The sequence below is a fragment of the Rummeliibacillus sp. BSL5 genome, from assembly GCF_052928305.1.
In genome coordinates this window covers 26421-50171 of the sequence record NZ_JAVGCV010000003.1, presented here as the reverse complement: position 1 = coordinate 50171, position 23751 = coordinate 26421, and the positions used below count along the sequence as shown (strand labels likewise).

Annotated in this window: 24 protein-coding genes and 1 riboswitch; of the genes, 13 read left to right on the top strand and 11 right to left on the bottom strand. The window is 38.7% G+C overall.

From position 1 onward, the window contains the following. The first annotated feature begins 126 nt into the window (after positions 1-126). From RCJ93_RS11945 to RCJ93_RS11930, 4 genes are all read left to right on the top strand, one after another. Complete coding sequence (locus RCJ93_RS11945; protein WP_446739211.1) at positions 127-1299, top strand: carboxylate--amine ligase; 1173 nt, start codon at positions 127-129, stop codon at positions 1297-1299. 3 nt (positions 1300-1302) lie between these two features. Next, a complete protein-coding gene (locus RCJ93_RS11940; RefSeq protein ID WP_446739097.1) occupies positions 1303-2004 on the top strand; it encodes an aspartate/glutamate racemase family protein in 702 nt (233 codons plus the stop codon). Positions 2005-2091: 87 nt separating this feature from the next. Next, the gene (locus RCJ93_RS11935) at positions 2092-3324 is read left to right on the top strand and encodes a DEAD/DEAH box helicase (protein ID WP_446739096.1); all 1233 of its coding nucleotides are present in this window, start codon (positions 2092-2094) and stop codon (positions 3322-3324) included. Position 3325: 1 nt separating this feature from the next. Continuing rightward, entirely contained in the window at positions 3326-4555 is a 1230-nt protein-coding gene (locus RCJ93_RS11930; RefSeq protein WP_066789769.1) for an aminopeptidase, read from the top strand. Positions 4556-4826: 271 nt separating this feature from the next. Here the strand turns inward: RCJ93_RS11930 and RCJ93_RS11925 are convergent, their stop codons facing one another. Continuing rightward, positions 4827-5204 (bottom strand): DUF4870 domain-containing protein, encoded by a 378-nt coding sequence (locus RCJ93_RS11925; RefSeq protein WP_066789768.1) that lies wholly within the window; start codon positions 5202-5204, stop codon positions 4827-4829. Positions 5205-5330: 126 nt separating this feature from the next. Continuing rightward, positions 5331-5437, top strand: a riboswitch (TPP riboswitch). Between the two features lie 124 nt (positions 5438-5561). On the opposite strand from RCJ93_RS11925, the gene thiT reads away from it, so the two are divergent. Continuing rightward, complete coding sequence (gene thiT / locus RCJ93_RS11920; protein ID WP_150285167.1) at positions 5562-6125, top strand: energy-coupled thiamine transporter ThiT; 564 nt, start codon at positions 5562-5564, stop codon at positions 6123-6125. A gap of 95 nt (positions 6126-6220) precedes the next feature. Here the strand turns inward: thiT and RCJ93_RS11915 are convergent, their stop codons facing one another. Further along, positions 6221-6931: a nucleotidyltransferase domain-containing protein gene (locus tag RCJ93_RS11915; protein WP_150285166.1), complete on the bottom strand. Its 711-nt coding sequence runs from the start codon at positions 6929-6931 to the stop codon at positions 6221-6223. A 238-nt stretch (positions 6932-7169) separates the two neighbouring features. Here RCJ93_RS11915 and RCJ93_RS11910 point away from each other — a divergent pair, with 238 nt between their 5' ends. After that, on the top strand, positions 7170-7682 hold the full coding sequence (locus RCJ93_RS11910; protein ID WP_147197348.1) for a DUF2179 domain-containing protein: 513 nt from the start codon (positions 7170-7172) through the stop codon (positions 7680-7682). Between the two features lie 183 nt (positions 7683-7865). Further along, positions 7866-8618, top strand: coding sequence for a type I methionyl aminopeptidase (gene map / locus RCJ93_RS11905; RefSeq protein ID WP_066789765.1), 753 nt, complete (start codon positions 7866-7868; stop codon positions 8616-8618). A gap of 18 nt (positions 8619-8636) precedes the next feature. On the opposite strand, the gene RCJ93_RS11900 is transcribed toward map, so the two are convergent. Next, complete coding sequence (locus RCJ93_RS11900; RefSeq protein ID WP_446739095.1) at positions 8637-9356, bottom strand: tryptophan-rich sensory protein; 720 nt, start codon at positions 9354-9356, stop codon at positions 8637-8639. 314 nt (positions 9357-9670) lie between these two features. Between RCJ93_RS11900 and RCJ93_RS11895 the strand changes: the two genes are divergently transcribed. Continuing rightward, complete coding sequence (locus RCJ93_RS11895; protein WP_446739094.1) at positions 9671-10216, top strand: GNAT family N-acetyltransferase; 546 nt, start codon at positions 9671-9673, stop codon at positions 10214-10216. A gap of 158 nt (positions 10217-10374) precedes the next feature. Here the strand turns inward: RCJ93_RS11895 and mreBH are convergent, their stop codons facing one another. The 3 genes from mreBH to RCJ93_RS11880 all read right to left on the bottom strand — a co-directional run bounded on the left by mreBH (position 10375) and on the right by RCJ93_RS11880 (position 13287). Continuing rightward, positions 10375-11373 (bottom strand): rod-share determining protein MreBH, encoded by a 999-nt coding sequence (gene mreBH, locus RCJ93_RS11890; protein WP_066789759.1) that lies wholly within the window; start codon positions 11371-11373, stop codon positions 10375-10377. A gap of 248 nt (positions 11374-11621) precedes the next feature. Further along, a complete protein-coding gene (locus RCJ93_RS11885; protein WP_158512599.1) occupies positions 11622-11762 on the bottom strand; it encodes a hypothetical protein in 141 nt (46 codons plus the stop codon). A gap of 292 nt (positions 11763-12054) precedes the next feature. Then, a complete protein-coding gene (locus RCJ93_RS11880; protein ID WP_446739093.1) occupies positions 12055-13287 on the bottom strand; it encodes an aminopeptidase in 1233 nt (410 codons plus the stop codon). 300 nt (positions 13288-13587) lie between these two features. On the opposite strand from RCJ93_RS11880, the gene motA reads away from it, so the two are divergent. Next, positions 13588-14391: a flagellar motor stator protein MotA gene (gene motA, locus RCJ93_RS11875; RefSeq protein ID WP_066789754.1), complete on the top strand. Its 804-nt coding sequence runs from the start codon at positions 13588-13590 to the stop codon at positions 14389-14391. After that, on the top strand, positions 14375-15181 hold the full coding sequence (gene motB / locus RCJ93_RS11870; protein WP_066789752.1) for a flagellar motor protein MotB: 807 nt from the start codon (positions 14375-14377) through the stop codon (positions 15179-15181). The genes motA and motB overlap by 17 nt, the downstream gene beginning before the upstream one ends. Positions 15182-15282: 101 nt before the next feature. Here the strand turns inward: motB and RCJ93_RS11865 are convergent, their stop codons facing one another. Both RCJ93_RS11865 and RCJ93_RS11860 read right to left on the bottom strand, forming a co-directional pair. Further along, a complete protein-coding gene (locus RCJ93_RS11865) occupies positions 15283-15504 on the bottom strand; it encodes a DUF1128 domain-containing protein (RefSeq protein WP_066789749.1) in 222 nt (73 codons plus the stop codon). Positions 15505-15617: 113 nt separating this feature from the next. Beyond that, the gene (locus RCJ93_RS11860) at positions 15618-17015 is read right to left on the bottom strand and encodes an alanine/glycine:cation symporter family protein (protein ID WP_147197210.1); all 1398 of its coding nucleotides are present in this window, start codon (positions 17013-17015) and stop codon (positions 15618-15620) included. Positions 17016-17187: 172 nt separating this feature from the next. Here RCJ93_RS11860 and RCJ93_RS11855 point away from each other — a divergent pair, with 172 nt between their 5' ends. Both RCJ93_RS11855 and RCJ93_RS11850 read left to right on the top strand, forming a co-directional pair. Continuing rightward, positions 17188-17568: a YtxH domain-containing protein gene (locus RCJ93_RS11855; protein WP_190323479.1), complete on the top strand. Its 381-nt coding sequence runs from the start codon at positions 17188-17190 to the stop codon at positions 17566-17568. 26 nt (positions 17569-17594) lie between these two features. Further along, positions 17595-18608, top strand: coding sequence for a YihY/virulence factor BrkB family protein (locus RCJ93_RS11850; RefSeq protein WP_150285163.1), 1014 nt, complete (start codon positions 17595-17597; stop codon positions 18606-18608). Positions 18609-18811: 203 nt separating this feature from the next. On the opposite strand, the gene RCJ93_RS11845 is transcribed toward RCJ93_RS11850, so the two are convergent. From RCJ93_RS11845 to RCJ93_RS11835, 3 genes are all read right to left on the bottom strand, one after another. Continuing rightward, a complete protein-coding gene (locus tag RCJ93_RS11845; RefSeq protein ID WP_446739210.1) occupies positions 18812-20710 on the bottom strand; it encodes a heavy metal translocating P-type ATPase in 1899 nt (632 codons plus the stop codon). Between the two features lie 561 nt (positions 20711-21271). Further along, positions 21272-22810, bottom strand: coding sequence for a fumarate hydratase (locus RCJ93_RS11840; protein ID WP_150285161.1), 1539 nt, complete (start codon positions 22808-22810; stop codon positions 21272-21274). Positions 22811-22928: 118 nt separating this feature from the next. Beyond that, positions 22929-23117 carry an SE1561 family protein gene (locus RCJ93_RS11835; protein WP_147197203.1) on the bottom strand — a complete coding sequence of 63 codons (189 nt, stop codon included), beginning with the start codon at positions 23115-23117 and terminating at the stop codon, positions 22929-22931. 167 nt (positions 23118-23284) lie between these two features. Here RCJ93_RS11835 and RCJ93_RS11830 point away from each other — a divergent pair, with 167 nt between their 5' ends. Beyond that, the gene (locus RCJ93_RS11830; RefSeq protein WP_446739092.1) at positions 23285-23437 is read left to right on the top strand and encodes a hypothetical protein; all 153 of its coding nucleotides are present in this window, start codon (positions 23285-23287) and stop codon (positions 23435-23437) included. Positions 23438-23751: the final 314 nt, after the last annotated feature.

Below are 23751 nucleotides of genomic sequence, written 5' to 3'. Positions count from 1 at the left end.
AAATCTATTCGTATATTCGTGATATAAATGAAAATATGGTACACTAATGGCATTAAAATAAGAAATTAAGTGAGATGATCAGCGTTGGCAAAACAACCATTTTTACCTATATTAATCGGCTCAGATATGAACGCCTATGGCATGGCTCGCTCATTCTATGAAGCGTACGGCATTAAGCCCATTGTGGTCGGCCGAGCACATTTAACAGCAACACAAAATAGCCGTATACTCCATTTCAGACAAGTTCCAAATCTAAAAGAGAACTTCCTAGAAGAGATGAAGAAAATTGGAAAAGAATATAGAGACCAAAAATTGCTTCTTATGGGATGCGGCGATGACTATGTCAAACTTATTATTAAAAATAAACCGGCCCTAGAGGAGCATTTTACCGTTCCATATATTGATGAAGCGTTGATGGATCGTATTTTATTAAAAGAAAACTTTTATAAAATATGCGATCAATATCAATTTAGTTATCCAAAAACAGATACATGCACATATGAAACGCATGAAAACTTTGAAGTGAAATTCAACTACCCCATTATTATCAAGGCTTCAAACTCAGTCGCATATTGGGCTTGCGAATTCCCGGGTAAGAAGAAAGTATTCTTAGCACAGGATGAAGCGGAAAAAGATGCGATTTTAAAAGCGATATACAGTTCGTCGTATAAAGATCATTTAATCATCCAAGAATACATTCCAGGTGATGATTCCTATATGCGTGTATTAAATGCTTATGTTGCAACAGACGGCAAAGTAAAATTAATGTGTTTAGGAAATCCAATTTTAGAAGAGCACACACCAGAAGGAATCGGAAGCTATGCAGCAATCATTTCGACATATGATAAAGAGCTTCTTGACCAAGTGCGTTATTTCTTAGAGGATATCGGCTTTACTGGTATTGCCAACTTTGATATGAAGTATGATGAGCGTGACGGCAAATATAAATTATTTGAAATCAATTTACGTAACGGACGAAGCAGCTACTATGTGACTGCTGCTGGCTACAACTTAATGCAATATGTAGCAGATGACCGAATGCTGCATCTTGAACAAGAGTGCACATATGCGCAAAATGAGCACCTTTGGACGATTATTCCAAATGGCGTACTGTTCAAATATGCAGAAAATAAAGAGCTTAAAGCAAAAGCGCGTAAGCTAATCCAAGAGGGCAAATCAACCAACTCGCTGTTCTACAAAGAGGACATGAACTGGAAACGTTGGATCAAACTAACGTTGAACAGTCTGAATTACTATCGCAAGTACAAAAAATACTTTAACAAAAAAGGTTTGTCATAAGAAATGGACAAGTTAGTACTGGGGATTATTGGCGGGGTTGGGCCGCTTGCAACGATGCTACTCGGAGAAACCATTGTAAGAAGAACAAAGGCGTTTAGCGACCAAGAGCATATGCACTTTATTATCGATAATGATACGCGCATTCCAGACCGGACAGCATTTATCCTTGATCAGACACAGGCTAGCCCGCTTCCTTTTATGGCGGAAGATGCACAAAAACTAGTGAGTGCTGGAGCGGAACGAATTGTTATTCCTTGCAACACAGCACACTACTTTTACGATGAATTGCAAAAGGAAACAAAGGTACCGATTTTGCATATGATTCGGGAGACAGCTAAAAAGGCAAAGCAGCTTCAAGCAAAACGTGTGGGGATTCTTGCTACAACAGGAACACTTTCATCAAACTTATATCAAGAAGCTTTAGTTCAAGAAGGTCTTGAACCGGTTGTTCCAGATGAAAAATTGCAAAAGCGCTTGATGTCTATCATCTATGATCATGTGAAGGCAGGCAAAATGATATCAAAATCAGTTTGGCAGCCAATCGAGGATGAGATGAAGAAAGCAGCTTGTGATTATATCATTCTAGGATGTACAGAGCTGTCAGTTGTAAACCGTTCTTTAGCACTTGATAATCGATATATCGATGCGCTTGTCGTGCTTGCAGAGCGTGCAATCGAAAGCTGCGGTTATGAGTTAGCGGATTAGTATAAAACTTTTCATGAATTTAAAGGGCCCGTCTACATAAGAGGCGGGCGTTACATACATTAGAAAAAGAAAGAAGGTGCAGGCATTATGGCATTTTTAGATTTATTAAATGAAGATTTGCAGCAAAAATGGAAGTTTCCATCTACAATGCCCATTCAAGAGCAGATGGTAGAAGCATTTTTGGAGGGGAAAGATGTAGTAGCTGAGTCTCCTACAGGAACAGGTAAAACGTTAGCGTATCTGTTGCCGATTATACAAAAGGTAGATGGCGCTAAAAAGGCAACTCAAGCCCTTATTGTAGCTCCATCGCAAGAGTTGTGCATGCAAATCGTAGAGGTGATCCGTACATGGATTGCTGGCACAAATATTACTGTAGTCCCTTTGATTGGCGGTGCAAATCCACAACGCCAAATTGAAAAGCTAAAGAAAAAGCCAACGATAGTTGTAGGAACGCCAGGACGTTTAAATGAACTTATTACAAGTAAAAAACTAAAATTGCATGAAATTAACATGATTGTTTTAGATGAAGGGGACCAACTATTAAGTCGGGATTATCGTGTTATTGTAAAAGGCTTTATAGATGGAGCAGCTCATGGCCGACAAGTAGCTGTGGTGTCTGCAACGGTAACAGAAGAAATTGAGCTTGTGGCGAATAGAATGCTTCATGAACCGGTACGAATCAAAATAGCAGCAACAGAGGTTCCAGCAAGCGGTAAGGTCGAGCATTCCTTCATTAAAATAGAGGAACGAGATAAGACAGAACTATTGCGAAAGCTGTCAAACCTTTCAGGGTTGCGTGGACTAGCTTTTATCAATAACTTAGACCAAGTGATGATGAAAGAATCAAAGCTAGGTTTTCGCAATGCGCCGATTGTAGCCTTGCATTCTGAGATGAAAAAAGAGGAAAGAAAATCAGCGATTGAACGTTTCCGCAAGGGTGATGCGCGCGTCCTTCTCGCTACAGATATTGCCGCAAGGGGCTTAGATATAGAGGGACTAACACATGTTATTCATGTCAACGTGCCATTCACAAAAGAGCAATATATCCACCGTTCAGGCAGAACAGGAAGAGCTGGCAATAGCGGAGAAGTACTTACATTACTTGCACATCATGAAGAACAAGCATATCTAAAACGCATGAGAGAATTAGAAATTGAGCCAGTTGAGAAAAATTGGTCAAATGGCCAATTAAAAGAGGGAAAGGCAGAAGCCAAACCTAACAAAGGGAATAAACGCTATTCAACGAATGGTACAAATGCAAACAGAAAAAACAAGGGCGATGGGAAGAAACCTTATCACGCAAAGAAAAGAGGGAAATAATATGACGTTTGAAGAGAAGCTAGAACAATTTGCTGAGCTTGCAGTAAGAGTGGGCGCAAATATACAAAAGGGTCAAACCATGTTAATCAATACAACTACAGAGACAGTTGAATTTACAAGATTAGTGGCAAAAAAAGCGTATGAAGCAGGGGCTGCACGCGTAACGGTTAATTTTTCAGATGATGTGATTGACCGCGCTTTTTACGACAATGCACCAGCTGATGAATTTGCTAAATTTCCACGCTGGATCAGTGAACAACGAGATGAGTTGATTGAGCGCGGGGGTGCTCTTTTGTGGATTGATGCACAAGATCCGGATAACCTTACAGGGGTGCCAGTTGAAAAACTATCCGCACAGCAAAAAGCATCAGGCAAAGCGCTTGAAAACTATCGCGATGCAGTGATGAACGACAAGATTGCGTGGTCTATTATTGCTGTACCATCGAAGAAATGGGCTGCAAAAGTATTCTCTGATTTAAAAGAAGAAGAGCAGCTGCCAGCATTATGGGAAGCGATCTTCAAAACGGTTCATATTGGTGAAGGAAATGCTGTAGACAACTGGGAACAACATTTGAAAAACCTAGATGCGAGAGCAGATCTTTTAAACGCAAAACGTTATCAAAAGCTGCATTATAAAGCGCCTGGCACTGATTTAACAATTGAATTGCCAGATAAGCATATTTGGTGCACAGGTGCGAGCCATACACCTGCTGGTTCTTCGTTTGTAGCAAATATGCCAACAGAAGAAGTGTACACAATGCCATCAAAATACGGTGTGAACGGCTTTGTATCGAATACAAAACCGCTTGTTTTCCAAGGTAATGTTATCGATCAATTTAAGCTGACATTCGAAGGTGGAAAGATTGTAAAAGCTGAAGCAGAGGTTGGTCATGATTTGCTGCAAGAATTAGTCAAAGCGGATGAAGGTTCTAAGTACCTTGGCGAAGTTGCTCTTGTACCACATGAGTCGCCTATCTCTGCATCAAATATTCTTTACTACAATACGCTTTTCGATGAAAATGCCTCTAACCACCTGGCGATTGGCGAAGCTTATCCGACATGCTATGAAGGTGGAAGCAGCCTGACAAAAGAGGAGCTTGAAGAAAAAGGTATTAATACATCAATTACTCATGAAGACTTCATGATTGGTAGCGGAGAAATGGATATCGACGGCGTTCTAGCAGATGGCACAGTTGAGCCTATTTTCCGCAATGGCAGCTGGGCATTTTAAGTAGTCATGCTTAGGTGTTGCTATACCTTTTAATCTCAACATAAAGTTCATATAAAAAAACGCCGTATTCCACAGGGAATACGGCGTTTTTAGTGATTATTTTTTCATTGCTTTTTTATCATGTCTTGCATCAATCACTTTTAAGATGATTGGATAAACAACTGGTGCGATTTTGATTACAGTTTTTATTACTTTTCGTAATTGCATATAGTAGCACTCCATTCATTGATGAGCTTGTGTATATTTAACTAATAGCCATATTAACAGTATTTTAAACTTTGAGTACTTTAATTCCTTGTACAATATTCCAAATGAACACGCCTAGCGAAAGGATAGCTTCTACAACAATAAAGATGAGCCATGCTCCCATAATCCACATACCATCATTGGACGATGCATCTGGGCTCCCTGTTTCAAATGAATAACTGTAAAAACCGGCTCCAGCCACCACAGCCATAAATATAATGACGCCAATAATGGTAGGGACCAGAAGAAGAAGGTGAGAGAGTAAAGCGCGCTTAGCGTGCCTTTTCACTTCTTGTTCCTTTACAGCAAAATACACGATGACGGGCAAGATAAATCCAGCAAAAAATATACTAAAATAACACAAAGAAGAGATTACACGGTTATTATTGTTTTCCAATTCCAATTTTGACACCTCCATATATCTATACATACGCACAGGGCTCACTGAAAGATTCAGAAAGATGAAAATTACCATGGCAATTTAAAATCAAATCAAGTACAATAAATGTGTTCAATTAAATACTGATGTATCGACCACGAGGGGAGCCGCAAATGGGCGGCTGAGAGTGAATCCGAAATTCTAACCCTTTGAACCTGTAAGTTAATGCTTGCGTAGGAATGTGGATAGAGACCGACTTATTTCGATGTTAGGGCTATCCTAATGTCGTTTTTTATTTGGGTGGAAATCTTCTGGAATACTTGTTTACGGGAATACGCTTTAGGCAAGAGTGGGCTGCATCGAAATACGGGAGGAAGTATATTGAATAAGAAACGTTTATTAATGATGATTGAAATCGCCATATTTGCAGCGATCGGATTTGTACTGGATAAGCTATCCTTTAGTCTATGGCCACAGGGCGGTTCTATTAGCCTTGTAATGGTTCCGATTGTACTGATGGCATTTCGTTGGGGGACAATGGCTGGACTCGTTACAGGGCTATTAATTGGCGGATTGCAAGTGTTAATAGGGGGCGCCTATGTGTTAACGCCTTTGCAAGGCTTCATCGATTATTTCTTTGCATTTACTGCTGTAGGCTTAGCTGGTGTGATGCGAGGAATGATGATTGCTGCCAACCGACGTGGCCAAACAGGCAAAATGATCGTTGCTATAACAATCGGAACATTTATTGGCGGATTATTAAAATATGCAGCACATACTTTGGCAGGAGTCGTGTTCTTTGCTGAATATGCAGGGAAGCAAAATGTATATTGGTACTCTATTGTGTACAACGGCTCTTATATGATTCCTGCTATTATTTTAACGATTATTGTCGTTGCGCTGCTCTTTAAATCTGCGCCACGAATAGCTAATCCGAATAATTAATGAGGAAGTCTGCTAATTAAATTAAGAATTCGACATGGTATTAGCAATACAAGAACAAACGCTCAGATACATTCTGAGCGTTTTTTTTTATTAGGTTATTTTCCTAAAGAAAATCCTTCAAATAATCTTCCACCAAATGGTTGCAGGACTTGATCAGTCAGGCATACAATCTTACCAATATCATTTGATTTATAATATGCGTCGAATGCTTCAACAAATTCGTTTGCAAGTTTTTGGTCATGATGAACTAATGAACGAAAAACCCATTTTGATGTCCCAATCCATTTGCCATTACTTCGAAGGATGAACTCACTAACTAATTCGCTGAGTGTGCTCGCAATAAAAATGCCTTCAGCTCTATTTTGACAACCGATTAAATCGTCTAACACATCCGTAACAAAATATCGCTTTATATCTATTGTTTCTTTTGTCCAATCTTCTGGCCCTTGTTCTATTAAGTCTTTGGCTTCCTTTCTAATAGCCGATAATACTCCTGTATCTTTTATAATTTTGCCCTCACTTACCATCCTTGGCATTGTAGGCCTTCCTTCTTTACAATCACTTACAAAAAAGAAACGATAAGACTTCAAATTATGAACAAACAGTTCAATATTCCATCCAAATTCAATAAGGGATTCTCGATAAGAAAATCGAAAACTTTTGTCAAATATGATGATGTCTAAATCAGAAGTTTCAGTTGCCTGACCTCGAACAACACTCCCAGCTAAGATAGCTCCCTGACAATCATGAAAATGTTTTTCAACAAACTGTAAGGCTGCTTCTATTGGATCAAGTCTATTTTTCATATAATTTCCACCCTTCTTCTTTTAAGGTATCTTCTTCGGCAGAAGCTAAAAGTTTATAAGATTTGATTACCTGAAAATTCTATAACAATTTTATCGTATTTATTCCAATCTTCTTTAATATAGTCTGCTAATATGCGAATCGTAACGGAGCTCAATTCGTTTTTTTAGTTTCATGACTGGGTATGGATTGTAATAAATCTACATACTAATAATTGATTGCGGGGTGAATCTGTTGGAGATGCTTTTATTAATTATTATTATCAATATAGTGTATATGACACTGGTAACATTGCGGATGATTCTTGTGATAAAAGGATATCGAATTGTAGCATCACTGATGTCTGTGGCTGAGGTCTTTATCTATTTGATGGGGTTGAAGATTGTGCTGGATAACTTAGACCGTCCGCTCAATATATTAGCTTATTGCGTAGGGTGGGGACTAGGCGTTTATTCTGGTGGTCTCATTGAAAGCAAACTCGCTCTTGGTTATATGATCTTTGACGTGATTGTTGACAGAGAACAGCAGGGGTTGGTTAGCAAATTGAGGGATGAAGGCTTTGGCGTCACAGCTTGGATTGGTAATGGTAAAGATGGTGAACGTCTCTGTTTGAAAGTGATTGCCAAGAGAAAAGAGGAAAGGTATTTCCGAGATTGCATTACGAAAATAGCGCCATCTGCTTTTGTTGTTTCCTATGAGCCGAACATTTTGAACGGCGGCTTTTTCTTAAAGCGCAAGCACTTATTTTTATAGAAACGCATATGTTAATTTAGGAAAGTACAATTAATTTACCTCGCATTTTCAAATTCTAAGAAGCTGTTTGGTTAGCAGGTTATGAGGAGGAATGGAGAAATCTCCACTGAGCCGGGTTTCACTTCATCACAGAATTTTGTGGTATAGTTAAATAGCGAGATTAATCAGAAGGGATCGTTTTACATGATTGCAAAAACGCAAGAAGAAATAGATGCTTTGATGAAAGCTGGCCGTGCTATGGCTGAAATTCGTGAGGCTTTAAAAGAAGCGGCTAAGCCAGGCGTAACGACTAAAGAATTGGATGATTTGGCTGGAAAGCTATTTGACGAGAAAGGTGCGGTTTCTGGACCGAAAGCAGAGTATGATTTTCCAGGATACACATGCTTAAGCGTCAATGAACAAGTAGCACACGGCATCCCGAACAATTATAAATTAAAAGCAGGCGATTTGATTAACATTGATGTGTCTGGACATGTGGATGGTTATTATGCAGATACAGGCATTTCATTCATCGTAGGAGATGTGGATAATGCAGATATCCAAAAAATCTGTGATGTAGCATCAAGTGCATTCGACCGTGCTATGACGAAAGTTAAAGCAGGTTCTAAACTAAACCAAATCGGCAAAGCAGTAGAGCGTGAGGCGCGTGATCACGGCTTAAACGTCATCATGAATTTGACAGGACATGGAATTGGACGCTCTCTTCATGAAGAGCCACAACATGTTCTAAACTATTTTGATGCTTGGGAACGTACAATGTTGAAAGAAGGTATGGTTTTAGCTGTAGAACCATTTATCTCACAAAAAGCGGAGCATATTGTTGAAGCAGGTGATGGCTGGACATTTGTAACGCCAGACAAATCTCTTGTTGCTCAGCTTGAACATACCATTATTGTCACTAATGGCGAGCCTATTATTACAACAAAGTTAGATTAAAAAACAAAGCCCATCTGATTATTCAGAGGGCTTTGTTTTTTTTATTAGTAAAATTCCAACAAGCAGGACGCCGCTTAAAAATAAAGCAGCAGTCGAAACGAGCAATTCATCAAAGCCGTTCTTAAATGCTATACCGATAAATGTCCAAATATATACGAGAGGAAAAACATAGTCGTCATGGTGATATCGCAAATGAAGTGCTGCTGCTGTGCCAACAGTAAGTGCGATAACTGTCCATAAAGGATCGCTTAAACTTAAGAAATTCCAGTGATTATGTGTAAATAGAAATGCAATATTCATAAATGCAATGATACTTTCCCAAGCTAGGAATAAAGAAATAGGAATTCGCCCACTCCAAGTATTTTGCCAATTAGGATATGTAAAATATAGCCCAATTAACGACAAAACCATCAACAATATGGCAATAATAGACCATGTGAAATATTCATAATGCCACAAGTAAAGCCATAAAATATTAAATAGAGCACTGAAAGAAAATAAGGCTGTTTGCACTCCCGTTATGTTCTGCCGTTTTTTCCATTGCAGGTAAACCCACAAACCTAAAATAATATAAATAAAGATTTTAATTACAGAAACATATCCAGCAGGGCTAAAAAGGACGGTATAGCGGTTGGAGATTTCACTTGTTGTATAACCGTTCAATGGCATCAAATTTGCCATAATGCTAAAAACGGTCATTGCGATAAAGCTAAGCGAAATGATGAGTAGCCTGCCCATTAAAATCTCCCCCTTTAACATAAACTGTAGGATAACAATATGCCCAAAACTAATATTTTTACAAATGATAGAAGTGAGCTGTAATAATAACAAAAAACCACTATCTTTAAGTATACATTCGTTTTGCTTTAACAACAAATATCATTTTCGTGAAATTTCCAGTAAAATAAAAAAGAGAGCATTCGGAAATTTTAGGAAGGGATACATATTTAGTGAAAATGCGCAGTATTTCTTATTATGGGGTACATAACTCATATAAGTTGCGAAAAAGATTCTAACACAATAGAGATTTTTAAAAGAGGGTGAGAAGTAACATGATCGTTATAGAAGGGCAACGATGTTTTCTACGGGTATTAATGGAGTCAGATGTCACGCCATTTACGAATATGGTTGCGCGCAATATGCGTTATTGGTCAGTACATGAACCACTACATCCGCCCGAATATTATACTGAAAAGGTTCAATTAAAAAAAATACAAGAATCAATTCAGCAAATGCGTCTAAACCGTGAGTATAGCTTTGGCATATTTGATATGCAAACAAAGGAAATGGTAGGGCATATTTCTTTGTATTCGATAAAGCGTATGCCATTTTCAAGCGCATTTGTGGGTTATTCAATGGATGAATCCCATACAGGCAGAGGAATTGTGACGGAAGCTCTTTCGCTTGTTGTCAAATTTGCTTTTAATGATTTATGCCTGCATCGCTTAGAAGCTTATGTTTCTCCTAAAAATATAGCTTCAGTCCGTGTACTTGAAAAAGCAAAATTTAACCGAGAAGGATTACTCCGGAGTCTTCTATATATTAATGGGAAATGGGAAGATCATTATTTATATTCTTATTTAGAGGAAGATTATTGAAAGGGCAAGGCCCGATGGAGGAAATGGTCGAATAATGCCCGCAAATTACTGAGGGGATTGTAAGAAAATGTCGTGCTATTTCCCGGGGAATAAGTCGAATGATAAGAGAAAACACATGGCAGCTTCGATAATAAGCATGCCATGTGTTTTTGTGTAAATTATTTCTTAAGAAAATGAATCGTATCAATCGATCTACCTGTGCCGACAGCAACAGATTCAAGCGGTTCTGGCGCAAGATGAACAGGTACATCCAATTCATTTGAAAGCCATTCTGTCATACCTTTTAACAGTGATACACCGCCAGTCAATATCACACCTTGATCTACAATATCACCCGATAGTTCTGGAGGGCAGCATTCAAGGGTCCTACTGATTAATTCTAATATCGCTAAAAGGTTCTCTTTTAAACAATTTTGTATATCATAAGAATTCACAGAGATAATCTTAGGTAAACCAGTAACGATATCGCGACCTCTGATTTCCATGGTTTCGACAGGATGGTCAATCAGCGCGTAACCAATTTCCTGTTTTACTTTTTCAGCAGTAGGCTCGCCAATCAGGACGTTGAATTCCTTGCGTGCATATTGAATAATTTCTTCATTCATATGGTCGCCGCCGAGTTTCAATGTGTTAGAGGTTACAATTCCGCCGAATGATATAATACCGACTTCTGTTGTACCGCCACCAATATCTACAATAACGCTCGCAATCGGATCGCTTACAGGAAGATCAGCACCTATAGCAGCTGCCACAGATTCTTCAATTAAAAATACTTCCTTAGCGCCGCATTGTCTTACCGCATCTTGAATCGCCAGTCTTTCAACGGATGTTGCTCCTGCGGGAGTACAAACCACAACGTTTGGTTTGCGTAGAGAAGAGCCCATTACTTTTGCAGCCTTTTCCATCATTGACTTGATTAAAGCAGTAGTCATATCAAAGTCAGCGATCACACCGTCTTTTAGAGGACGAACTGCCTGAATAGCTATCGGCGTTTTGCCGACCATTTCTTTTGCTTCAGTTCCTGTCGCTATCACTTGGTTTGTGTTCACATTATAAGCGACGACAGAAGGTTCATTTATGATAATTCCTTTATTTTTTGTATATATTAATGTATTGGCAGTGCCCAAATCGATTCCAATAGTTGTTGGCGAAAACATGCGTACAATTCCTCCTCGAATAACCTTAGGTTCTATAAGTATATGATATTTTTAGAGGGTTCAGCATGTTATATTATGGTATGTAACAATCATTACAGAGGTAGATGGATAGAAGGTTGATAAATAAACCCACTAAATGGTAGTTTAGGGGAATAAAAGATACAAATAAAAGTGAAATTGTGATGAAAATGTTAATAGATTGTGAAATAAAAAGAGCAGCCTGCTAGATTACAGGCTGCTCCTTTTTATTAGAACTTAGTTTCTGGTTTTGGATCGATAATATGAGAAGTTGAAGAATTAAGCCCATCACGCAAAAAGTGAACAAGAATAGCGCCAGTGCCCATAATTGCGAAGAATACGCCTAATACAGTAACCATAAAAGTTGCCATTATCATAGCCCTCCATGTATTAAATAATTTTATTCCGCATTAGCGGAAAGTAAACCCCGATATGAAAGTAAGTGCAAACGGGAAGTTTAGGTGGGGTTTATTGCCCGTACTGCCCGATTGGTAAAACTATCAATTAGTAGGAAATAACCTACTAATTGTAGTTTCACTTTATATAAACAGTATACATGATTTTTTCTTGAATTATAAGGTTAAAACAGGTTTCTATAAGATTAATAGAACACTATTATTATACCACTTTTACGTGAAAATAAATTGGTTATTTATGGGGAGCTTAGAATGCCCAGTTTCCATTGCGGAAAACAGCTTCCGAATGTCCATCTTCTGCAATGCCTTCAATATCCATATCTTTGGAGCCAACCATAAAATCAACATGCATAATGCTTTGGTTTATACCGTGTTTTTCGAGTTCTGCAGCAGTCATTGTTGTGCCATTTTCAATACAGAATGCATATGCGCTACCGATTGCCAGATGATTAGAAGCATTTTCGTCGAATAGCGTATTATAGAAAAGTAAGCCAGAGTTGGAGATTGGCGAATCATGCGGGACAAGAGCTACTTCACCTAGATAATGTGAACCCTCATCTGTTTCAACTAGATTTTTTAAGACATCTTCACCTTCTTCTGCTTTTACATCCACAATTCTTCCATTTTCAAATGTTAATGTAAAGTGATCGATGATTGTGCCTGCGTAGCTAAGTGGCTTTGTGCATGTGATGTAGCCATTAACACCATCTTTATGAGGCGCAGTGAACACTTCCTCTGTCGGAATATTAGCCATGAAAGGTTTTCCATTTTGATTTTTGCTTCCGCCACCACTCCACACATGTCCCTTCGGCAATTCGATCGTTAAATCTGTACCCGGGGCAGTGTAGTGTAGTTTTTGATATTTTTTACCGTTTAGATATTTTACTTTTTCATGTAATACTTCATCATGAGCTTCCCAAGCTTCAAGCGGATTGTCTAAGTCAGCGCGGACTGTTTTAAAGATAGCCTCCCATAGGGCTGGTACTTGTTTATCTTCCTCTAGATCAGGAAAGACCTTTGCAGCCCATTCTTTAGAAGGTGTACCTATAATGTTCCAACTGATTTTATTAGATTGGGAAGCTTGACGGAAGTGCTGCAATGCCTGACCTGCCGCCTTTTGTTGAAGTGCGATTTTTTTAGGGTCAACACCTTTTAAAAGATCAGGGCTTTGTGATTTGATAGTCATAAATGCTGCACCATGGTCTGCTAACCAGTTTTTCTCTTCTGCTTGCCAAGGGGCAAAGAAACCAAAGGCATCTTCTGGTGCCATGTCATAATGCATGCGTGTAAGCAAATCATCTGAATAGTGGACAAATACTTCTTTTGCTTCTGCTTCGTAAGCCTTCTTCACGACTAATCGAACAAACTCAGCTTGGTCAATTGATGCTTGGATAAACAGATATTGGCTCGGTTGAAGGTTAACCCCCACCTTTACTGCCAATTCGGCATAACTATCTAACTTTTCTTGAAACGTTTTCATAAAAGATCTCCTCCAAAATTGCTCATTTACAAATCAGTTGGATAGAAAGCGTCCCTAGATACTTCTATGCCAACATAGTTTGAAGATGAACTTTAAATTCTATGATAATTTTATCAATTTAAAATAGTTTTGCAAATACTCGCATCATAATTGTAGCGAACATTATTTGTCTACAAATATTTTATAATTCACGAAGTTTTTGGATTTTAGGCAAATATTCTAGTTTGTTCACGGTAGAATATTAACATTAGAGAGAAGTAACCGAAATAATAACAAGAATGACACTTTGGAGGTACAGAAATGGATTTATCATCAATTGTTGGTCTTATTATGGGGGTCGTTGCCCTAATCGTTGGGATGTACTTTAAAGGTGTAACACCCGATGCCTTAATGAATCCAGCAGCTATATTCATAATTATTTTAGGGACAATGGCAACCGTAACAATTGCCTTCCCAATGAGTGAATTAAAAAGATTGCCAAAACTTTTTAAAATATTGTTTACCGAACAAAAGTTAGGTAAAGACACGGACATTATTAAATTATTTGCAGAATGGGCAGACCTGGCAAGAAGAGAAGGCTTGCTTGCGCTGGAAGGAAAAGTGGCAGAAATCGATGATCCTTTCCTTAAGAACGGCCTGTCGCTCGCAATTGATGGACAAAATGCTGATTATATCCGCGATGTCTTATCAGAAGAAGTAGAGGCTATGGAAGAACGCCATAGTGCTGGAGCTGGGATGTTCACACAAGCAGGTACATACGCTCCTACTTTAGGGGTTTTAGGGGCGGTTGTCGGTTTGGTTGCCGCACTAAAAGATATGAATGATATTGAAAAACTAGGCCATGCGATCTCGGCTGCGTTTATTGCAACATTACTCGGGATTTTTACAGGGTATGTTCTGTGGCATCCATTCGCCAACAAGCTTAAACGAAAATCGAGCAATGAAGTACGCCAAAAAATGCTAATGATTGAAGGGATTCTTTCCGTATTAGAGGGAGAGGCGCCGCGTGTCATTGAACAAAAGCTTGCTTCTTACTTAACAAAAGAAGACCGCAAAAAAATATTGGGCGAAAGCGGGGCGAGCGGCCTTGGCGAAGAGAGCTAAAAAGCATAAAAAAGAGCATGAGGAAATTCCAGAAGCATGGCTGCTTCCTTATTCAGATTTATTAACTTTATTACTGGCATTGTTTATCGTACTTTTTGCTTCGAGTACAGTAGATAATCAAAAGCTGCATGAGCTTTCTTCTGTATTTAATGCAGTATTTGACGGGGGAAAGGGCGTTATGGACTATCCTTCTGATACAATGCCGAACGATCCGAAGAGCGATGAGACGAGCAAAAATTCAGCATACCTGGAAGACCAAAAATCTTTATCCAAGATTAAAGGTAATGTTGATGATTTTATAGCGGTCAATGAACTAGAAAAACAATTTGAAACCAAGTTAACTGACGAAGGACTTCTGGTGACGATACGAGACAGCGTATTATTTGATCCAGGGAAAGCGGTAGTTAAAAGCGAGTATGAGAAAACAGCGAGGGAATTATCTAAGCTTCTTGTATTTGATCCAAAACGGAGTGTTGTAATTACAGGTTATACGGATAATGTGCCGATGCATACGGCCGAGTTTTCATCGAACTGGGAACTCAGTGTAATGCGTGCTGTAAACTTTTTGAAGCTAATCGTCGATCAAAACCCTAAATTAGATTCTTCTTTCTTTAGTGCAAAAGGATATGGAGAAAATAATCCAATCGCGTCTAATAATTCTGATGAGGGGCGTTCTAAAAACCGACGGGTTGAAGTTCTCATCCAACCTTTAGTGAAAAAAGATGGCTCTTCAACAAATCCTACAATCAATAAAGATGCTTCTGTTAATGAATCGAAAACTGGAGAATAGAAAAATAGCTTAAGCTGATTCAAAAGTAAAATAATAAAAAGAAACCGAACCAATGTGAAATTAAATTCCACATATAGTTCGGTTTTTTCATTAGCCTATTTTTAGTCACGCAATGAGCCAAGTTCTGCTACAATCGCTTGCATTTCGCTAGGGCTAAAAGCATCGCGCTTCATCACCATATCATATAAGTAAACCAAATCTTCATAATGGTTGGTGCTGAAATGTTCGGGCTTCATCGCATCTGCATTGACCATGCGAAGCTTTTCTTTTATGGCCTCAATCATGAAAGTTACATTTTCTGTTGTCGGTTCTGTAAGATTCAAAGAGATTCCTCCTGCTTTTGATAGATGTATACTATAGTATCATTCCACTTATAGCCTATGATTGTCAATTCCTTTTACGATTGGGCCAGCATTTTATACTAGTATGTTGATCCTTAACTCGCTTTTTTTGAATCAGGCATATCCATCTGTTTTGCTAGAGCTTTTTCTTCTTTTAGTTTATTTTGAATCCGCTTCGTTTCATAAACTACAATGCCAGAAAGGCCTAATAAGCCGATCAGGTTGGGAATAGCCATTAATCCGTTTGCGATATCTGAGAATGTCCAAATAAGGTCCAATGCAACGGTAGAGCCGACGAATACGAAAGCAACAAATATCACGCGGTAAATATATATAGCTGTTTGACCCTTGAAGAGATATTGTAAACATTTTTCTCCATAATATGCCCAACCTAAAATTGTAGATGAGGCAAAGAAAATAAGACCAATCGCTACAACATAAGGACCCCAACCACCCAAGAAGTGACTGAATGCTGCTGTTGTCAGTTCATTTGCTTGCAAACCTTTATTTGTATAAACACCAGACATGACAATTGTGATCCCTGTAATTGAACAAATAAGGAATGTATCTAAAAACACTTGCGTCATTGAAACCAAAGCTTGTCGTCCCGGCAGATCCGTTTTAGCAGCAGCAGCTGCGATTGGTGCAGAACCAAGACCTGCTTCATTCGAGAATACCCCACGTGCAACACCATAACGGATAGCTGCACCAACAGCTCCGCCAAGAGCAGCTTCGCCTGTAAAGGCCATTTTAATAATTGTAAGGAAAGCAGCAGGTATTTCGGTAATATTCATAATCATAATAATAAGGCCTGCTGCAAGATAAAAGACCGCCATAATAGGTACAAAAATAGCTGTTACATTTCCGATAGATTTAATGCCGCCCAAAATGACAAGCGCGACAAAGGCAGTTAGAATGAGGCCAGTGACCCAAGTAGGTACACTAAATGTAGCATTAACAACGCCTGCAACTGAATTAGATTGTGTTCCATTCCCAATGCCAAAAGAAGCTAGTACGCCAAAACAGGCAAACAAAACAGCCAGCCATTTTTGTTTTAGGCCGTGTTCCAAATAATACATCGGACCGCCAGCCATTTGCCCTTTCGCATCTTTTACACGATAGCGAACAGCTAGTATAGCCTCACTATACTTAGTCGCCATGCCGAAGAAAGCCGACACCCACATCCAAAAGACAGCCCCTGGTCCACCTAAAATAACGGCTGTTGCTACACCAACAATGTTTCCGGTTCCAACTGTAGCAGCAAGAGCTGTTGTAAGTGCTTGGAACTGGGAGATATCACCATCTGCCGTTTTGTCATGTTTTTTCGAGAATACTAATCTCAAAGCTTGTGGAAGAAGTCTGATTTGCAAAAAGCTGATTCGAAGTGTGAGAAAAATGCCTGTGCCAACAATTAAGACAATAAGCGGTATTCCCCAAAGCATTGATGAAAAATCCCCTAAGACCTCGTTCAGCTTTGCTAAAAAATTGGTCATTCCATTACCCCCTTTTTGAATTTAAATTTCTATAGTTAAGAAATTCCATAAAACAACAATTAAAAATCCCTTTAAATAGGTAAGGAGTTTTTTAACGAGCAAACTGTTTTACATATAAATCAGTAGGGTATAATAGGCATATAACATTGTAAAAGTATGGAGGAGGATTATTATGTCAAATAAATTAGTTACAGGATTAGCATTAGGAGCAGTAGCAGGTGCAGCACTTAGTATGGCAGACCGCAATACGCGTCAAACAACAAAAAAAGTACTAAAACGCTATTGGGTAGACATGCAATATTTTGCAAATAACCGAGATGAATTAATGAATAGTATCCAAGCAAGAACAGGAAAAGTTAAATCTCTATACAACACATTTATGAAAGACAAAGACTTCTATATGAAAAAAGTAGAAGAAATCCAAGAACTTACACCGAAAGTTAAAAACATCGTGATGGAAACGAAAGATACATTTACATCTAATATCAAAGATGTAAAACAACAATTACCTTCAACCAATGCCGAATCAAATGAATCTGTTATTCATCTATAAGTTGAAGAAGATAAAGGGGCGGGATTATGGAGAAGGGACACGAATTTGGTCTTTCAGCAGATTCCGAGACAACCAAAACACGTAAAGGCGATGCTGCTGAATACATCGATAAAGATACATTTGTACAATTAGAAAACGAAGAAAACCTGGATAAAAAAGAAAAGAAGAAGAAAAAGAAAGAGCGTCACTTTGATATTACAACAAATAAGGGTTTTATCATGGGGCTTATCGAGAAAGTGAAGAAAGAAGACATCGGGGGATTTGGAGCGCAATTAGCCTATTTCTTTTTACTCTCCCTATTCCCAATGCTGCTTTTTATCGTGACATTGCTGCCGTATCTTCATTTATCCGTTAGCCAAGTATATACACTTTTAGAAGAAGTTATGCCTGACCAAATCTATTCTCTTACGTCTGATACACTTTCTGAAGTTTTAAAGAATCGTCATGGCGGCTTATTGTCAGTCGGTATTCTAGGTACGTTATGGTCAGCATCTAATGGTGTAAATGCGCTAAATAAATCATTGAATCGCTCTTATGACCAAGAAGAGACGCGGCCATTTCTTAAAGTAAGGCTTTACTCGTTAATATTCACGATTCTATTAATCGGGTTAGTTGTAGTGGCACTTGTATTGCCTGTATTCGGTGAGCAAATTGGTAAACTATTATTCTCTGCATTTGGATTAGAGAATGGTTTCCTCGCCGTTTGGAACAAGTTCCGTTATATTTTGCCTCCCGTTGTTATATTTATCGTCCTCACGCTTATGTATTGGTTGATGCCAAACATGAAGTTGGATTTAAAAAGCGTATGGGTTGGCGCCTTGTTCTCTACATTGGCTTGGTTAATCGTTTCATATGGTTTTTCTTTCTATATCAACAACTTCTCAAATTATTCCGCTACTTACGGAAGTATCGGTGGTATTATCATTCTCATGCTTTGGCTATACATCACTGGCATTATCCTGATGGTTGGCGGGCAAGTGAATGCCCTTGTACAAAAGAGAAGAGAAATACAGGAATCAAAAAGTCATAGAACAGCTTAATGAAAAAGCGGCACGTCATTCTAAATTGAATGATCTGCCGCTTTTTAAATTTTTTATTTTAACATGCTTCTACGGGCAGTAAGACGTCTATTTCTAAACCTAGAGTGTAACGAAGAAGTTTAAATGGGGGATAACTGCCCATAAAATCCTAATTGGATCACTCCCCATCAGTAGGGAAGAGAAAAACCCCTACTGAGTCAAGTTTACTTTATTTTCTTTAGTAGGCGTAAGCCGTTTAAGATAACCAGGATAGTGCTACCCTCATGTCCGACAACTCCAAGAGGCAGATCGACTGCCTGCATGAAATTCGAGATAATTAATAGGGCAATAACAGCGATGGAGAAGAACATATTTTGTTTTACAATTCTTTGCATTTTTCGTGAAAGCTTCACTGCATAAGCAATCTTGGTCAAGTCATTCTTCATAAGGACCACATCGGCTGTTTCTAGCGCTACATCCGTACCTTCGCCCATAGCGATACCAGATGTAGCAGTTGCTAGGGCGGGGGCATCATTAATGCCATCTCCCACCATGGCAACATGGTGATAGGAGCCCATCAATTCTTTGATATGATTTACTTTTGTCTCAGGCAAGCACTCGGCAATATATGAATCTACTGCCGCTTCCTTTGCAATAGCTTTTGCCGTTACTTCATTATCACCTGTTAGCATGACAGTCTGGATTCCCATGCTTTTTAAAAGAGAGATGGCATGCTTTGCTTCCGGGCGAACGGTATCCTTCATGGCAGCAAGTGCTAGGATTCTAGTATCATCTGAAAGAAAGATCACAGTTTTACCTTGTTCGGCTAGCTCTAGTGCAATATTATTTTCAAATTCCCGAGCCAATTGTTCTCCAACAAAATCTGCTTTTCCGACTTTATAGGCTTTTCCTGCAACAATTCCTTTCAAGCCGAAGCCAGGCAAATCTTCAATTTGTGCTTGTGGATAGTTTGTAAGCTCATTGGCTACAGCGTATTTTGTAATAGCCTGCGCAAGAGGGTGGTTAGACTTCGCTTCAATTCCCGCAAGAAGCGAAAGTAAAGCCTTCCCATCTTCGCCTTTGGCTGCAACGAAGTCAGTTACAATAGGTTTACCTTGCGTAAGTGTGCCAGTTTTATCAAAGGCAATTGCTTTTAAAACACTTAAATGTTCAATATGGAGTCCGCCTTTAAATAGAATCCCATTTTTTGCGCCGTTTGAAATGGCGGATAGAGTAGCGGGCATAATGGACGCTACGAGCGCACATGGTGAAGCGACTACAAGTAGAACCATTGCACGGTAGAAGGTAGTTTGAAAACTCCAATCAAGTAAAAAGTGCGGAATAAACATCATTAAAGCTACTGCTAGAAGCACACATTTCACATAAGTACCTTCAAATCGTTCAATGAATTGCTGCGAAGGTGATTTTTCGCTTTGTGCTGATTGAACGAGGTCAATTATTTTTTGAAATAATGACTCCATATTCGATTTTGTCATCTTCATTGTAATAGCACCTGAGAGGTTTACAGTACCAGCAAATACATCTGTCTCAATGCCTTTAGAGACTGGAATGGATTCGCCAGTAATGGCTGCTTCATCGAGAGTCGTCATCCCATCAATGATTACACCATCTGCAGGGACACGTTCACCTGGTTTAACAAGTAAATGGTCGCCGACTTGTAGAGTGGAAATTCCAACTCTTTCAATCTCGCCATTATCTTTTACAAGCCATGCTTCTTCAGGCTGCAAATCCATCAATGCTGAGATTTCTTTATGGCTTTTGTTCATGGCATAGGTTTCTAATGCACCGCTCACTGCGAAGATAAAGATGAGGATGGCGCCTTCTGTCCAATAGCCAATGATTGCTGATCCAATAGCTGCTAATATCATTAGAAATTCTACATTTAACTCTTTGTTTGCAATCGTTTCTTCTACGCCTTCTTTTGCTTTAGCAAAGCCGCCTACAATAAATGCGATCACATAGAAAACGATAGAAGCTGCCGTATGCCCATCTTTTCCTAGTAACCAAGCAATTAATATGAACAAACCTGAGAAAATAGCTGCTATCAGTTCAGCATGTTCTTTTATTTTCTCAATTAGATGAGTATTATTCTCTTTTATAATTTCCAACATTCATCCCTCCTGATAATGAAAATCAATATCAAAACCTTTATTAAAGGTGATTATTCAACCTTTAGTAATTAATTAATAGTAATTACTTATTTATAATGATTATAACATAAGGGTACAAAGAGAGGAAGAGTATTAATTCAAAAATAAAATGATTAACTAATTATTTTTTGTATGGCATTTTACTCAGGTTGTTCCAGAACTAAAATAGCTTCTTTCAAAGGTAAAAAAGGTGAATCTCATTTAGTATGGTGTGTATAGAGGACGGCGACTCCTGCGGGAATAGCTTGAGCTGAAAGCCCCGCAGAAACGTAGGGACGAGGAGATTGAAGCCAAGCTTGCGGGTGCGCAGTCTGGAACGGAACACAAGAAAGTCTTTATTATAAGAATGAATTTGAAAGAGAATTAATAAATAGAACTAATTTGAAATAACATTTTTGACCGAGTCTCTTACCCAGCTACTACTTTCACAGTGTATGCAAGGGAAGAAGAAGCGGGAAACAAAAAGGGTATTAAGCAATTGTTGCTTAATACCCTTTTTTATACTATTTTATTCTATTTAAAAACAGGCTCTGCATGTGCCGCCAGTTTTTCTAATGAAGATTTTTGGACATCAGCATGCAATGAGTTGCCGTGCGAATCCATTGTCACAACTGCTGTGAAATCTTCTACATTTAAATGCCACATGGCTTCTGGAATCCCAAATTCCATTAAATCAACACCATCGACAGACTTGATACAGTCAGCATAATACTGTGCTGCTCCGCCAATTGCGTTTAAATAAACACCACCGTGTTCTTTAAGTGCTTGTAATGTTTTTGGACCCATGCCGCCTTTACCCATAACAGCACGAATGCCGAATTTCTTCATAATGTCACCTTGGTATGGTTCTTCACGAATAGATGTAGTAGGGCCAGCTGCTTTCACTACCCAGCGATCGTCTTCATCCTTTGCCATAACAGGGCCACAGTGGTAAATGATCTGACCATTTAAATCAACCGGTGCATCATGTGATATCAAATGATGGTGGATGGCGTCACGGCCTGTGTACATGCGTCCTGTAATTTTAACTACGTCTCCAACTTTAAGTGAACGGATTTGTTCCTCTGTAATTGGTGCGCGCAGCTCAATCACTTCTTTTGATGGTTGATCGTCTTGTGTTGCTGCTGTTTCGTCAAAGGCAATTTTTTCGCCATCTTGATAATGCCAATTTTTGATTTCGCCAGAATTAGCATCAAGATCGATAGCCATACGACGGTATGCCCAACAGTTATATGCAACAGATACAAAGAAGGAAGCAGGGATACGGTGCATCACACCGATTTTACAGCCTAGTAGTGTCGCTTCACCGCCAAATCCCATAGTTCCAATGCCCAATGTATTTGCTTTTTCTAGTATGTAATCTTCCAATTTTGCTAGTTCAGGATTTGGATTTACGTCGTCTACATGGCGGAATAACTGTTCTTTGGCAAGATCATATCCTGAAGAGCGATCCCCTCCAATACCTACTCCGATGAATCCGGCTGCACAGCCTTGTCCTTGTGCTTGATACACTGAGTGTAAAATGCATTTTCGAATACCTTCTAGGTCGCGGCCAGCACGTCCAAGTCCTTCTAATTCGCATGGAAGGCTATATTGAATATTTTTGTTCTCACAGCCGCCACCTTTTAGAATTAACTTCATCTCAATATAATCTTTTTCCCATTGCTCAAATTTAATAACGGGCACGCCTTCGCCTAAATTATCGCCGCTGTTTTTACCTGTTAGGGAGTCAACTGCATTTGGGCGTAGCTTCGCATCTTTTGTAGCGCGGATAATCGCATTTTTGATGCATTCTTTAATTTCAAGCTGATTAACGCCAACCGGTGTTTTAATTTTAAATGTAGGTAGACCGGTATCCTGGCAGATAGGTGATACTTGATCATCCGCCATAAAAATGTTGTTGGCAATTGTATCTAAGCTCATAGCAGCGCGAGTTCCTGCATTTTCTGCATCTTTCGCTTTTTTAATTGCACGTCTGACATCCTTCGGCAAATTTGTCGATGTTTCAGTTACTAAATCATAGATGCTTTGTTCGAGCACTTCGAGATTCATAGCTTTCAGCTCCCTATAAAATGTTGTCAAGCATGCTTATTATAACCTGCTTAAAATATGAAAAAAAGAGCACAATTATGCGCTCTTTGATTTTTATCCATTCGGGAGTATTTATTTGTTAAATTTCAGGACGGTCTTTAAATTGTTCCATCTTATCTTCTAAATCGTCCATCATTCCAATAAGGCGATCGATATCCTGTAAATCGGCAGTTTCTGGATCAATAGCATCCAATACTTCCATAAAGATTTGAAGGCGCTCTTTTAAGTAAGTTACTTGTTGCTCTTTGTCTGTGATTGACTTGCTCATTGTACCACCTCATTTCGTCCTATCCATCGTATACGAAATGAGATAATAATTCAAATCAAAAACAGAATTAGGAATAAAGTATGATTTAAGTATTTTGTCGATTATGAAAATTTACAAAATTAAAGTTATATGTTATTCTATTTTTAATTTAAAAGAAAGGAGGCCCGATGAGGAATCAGTTTTCCTTCTCAATACTTCTGGAGGGAACATTGGAAGAAGAGCTGGTTGAAATCATCGAGAGATTGGAGGGATTAATGAAAGAAACATATAGCGTTCTTACTGAAAATCCTAATTTTTTGAAGGGAGGGCAGTTCCGTTAGCCAAAGCGCCTGAGTGTTGGTGTAAATGTAAATCACAATGAGCCTACTTATAACTAAATGCCTTAGGATAAATCTAAAGAAAGGATGTATACTTTTTAGACAGCAGTGAAAGGCAACGAAGATTATTGAACAAGCGATTCTTCAAGTTTAGCGTGTAGGAAATGTTGTTTACGAGTTTGCGAGATCAAGCTTTATCAATAAAATGAATTAGCTTAAAAAAAGACATGTGAAAAGATGTTGTCATGCAAATGTTGGCTACGGAGTTAAACAGTTCTCAGAATAAGGCTGAAAATTGTTTAAAACCAAGAAAAATA

Bases quoted from the DNA above. Each gene is read 5' to 3' on its own strand.
- RCJ93_RS11840 (WP_150285161.1), bottom strand. From the start codon at position 22,810: ATGAATCTCGAAGTGCTCGAACAAAGCATCTATGATTTAGTAACTGAA.
- RCJ93_RS11895 (WP_446739094.1), top strand. From the start codon at position 9,671: ATGATCGTTATAGAAGGGCAACGATGTTTTCTACGGGTATTAATGGAG.
- RCJ93_RS11860 (WP_147197210.1), bottom strand. From the start codon at position 17,015: ATGACCAATTTTTTAGCAAAGCTGAACGAGGTCTTAGGGGATTTTTCA.
- RCJ93_RS11915 (WP_150285166.1), bottom strand. From the start codon at position 6,931: ATGAAAAATAGACTTGATCCAATAGAAGCAGCCTTACAGTTTGTTGAA.
- motA (WP_066789754.1), top strand. From the start codon at position 13,588: ATGGATTTATCATCAATTGTTGGTCTTATTATGGGGGTCGTTGCCCTA.
- RCJ93_RS11910 (WP_147197348.1), top strand. From the start codon at position 7,170: ATGCTTTTATTAATTATTATTATCAATATAGTGTATATGACACTGGTA.
- RCJ93_RS11855 (WP_190323479.1), top strand. From the start codon at position 17,188: ATGTCAAATAAATTAGTTACAGGATTAGCATTAGGAGCAGTAGCAGGT.
- RCJ93_RS11945 (WP_446739211.1), top strand. From the start codon at position 127: ATGAACGCCTATGGCATGGCTCGCTCATTCTATGAAGCGTACGGCATT.
- RCJ93_RS11850 (WP_150285163.1), top strand. From the start codon at position 17,595: ATGGAGAAGGGACACGAATTTGGTCTTTCAGCAGATTCCGAGACAACC.
- RCJ93_RS11835 (WP_147197203.1), bottom strand. From the start codon at position 23,117: ATGAGCAAGTCAATCACAGACAAAGAGCAACAAGTAACTTACTTAAAA.
- mreBH (WP_066789759.1), bottom strand. From the start codon at position 11,373: ATGTTTTCGCCAACAACTATTGGAATCGATTTGGGCACTGCCAATACA.
- RCJ93_RS11830 (WP_446739092.1), top strand. From the start codon at position 23,285: ATGAGGAATCAGTTTTCCTTCTCAATACTTCTGGAGGGAACATTGGAA.
- RCJ93_RS11880 (WP_446739093.1), bottom strand. From the start codon at position 13,287: ATGAAAACGTTTCAAGAAAAGTTAGATAGTTATGCCGAATTGGCAGTA.
- RCJ93_RS11940 (WP_446739097.1), top strand. From the start codon at position 1,303: ATGGACAAGTTAGTACTGGGGATTATTGGCGGGGTTGGGCCGCTTGCA.
- RCJ93_RS11900 (WP_446739095.1), bottom strand. From the start codon at position 9,356: ATGGGCAGGCTACTCATCATTTCGCTTAGCTTTATCGCAATGACCGTT.
- RCJ93_RS11935 (WP_446739096.1), top strand. From the start codon at position 2,092: ATGGCATTTTTAGATTTATTAAATGAAGATTTGCAGCAAAAATGGAAG.
- RCJ93_RS11930 (WP_066789769.1), top strand. From the start codon at position 3,326: ATGACGTTTGAAGAGAAGCTAGAACAATTTGCTGAGCTTGCAGTAAGA.
- map (WP_066789765.1), top strand. From the start codon at position 7,866: ATGATTGCAAAAACGCAAGAAGAAATAGATGCTTTGATGAAAGCTGGC.
- RCJ93_RS11885 (WP_158512599.1), bottom strand. From the start codon at position 11,762: ATGGCAACTTTTATGGTTACTGTATTAGGCGTATTCTTCGCAATTATG.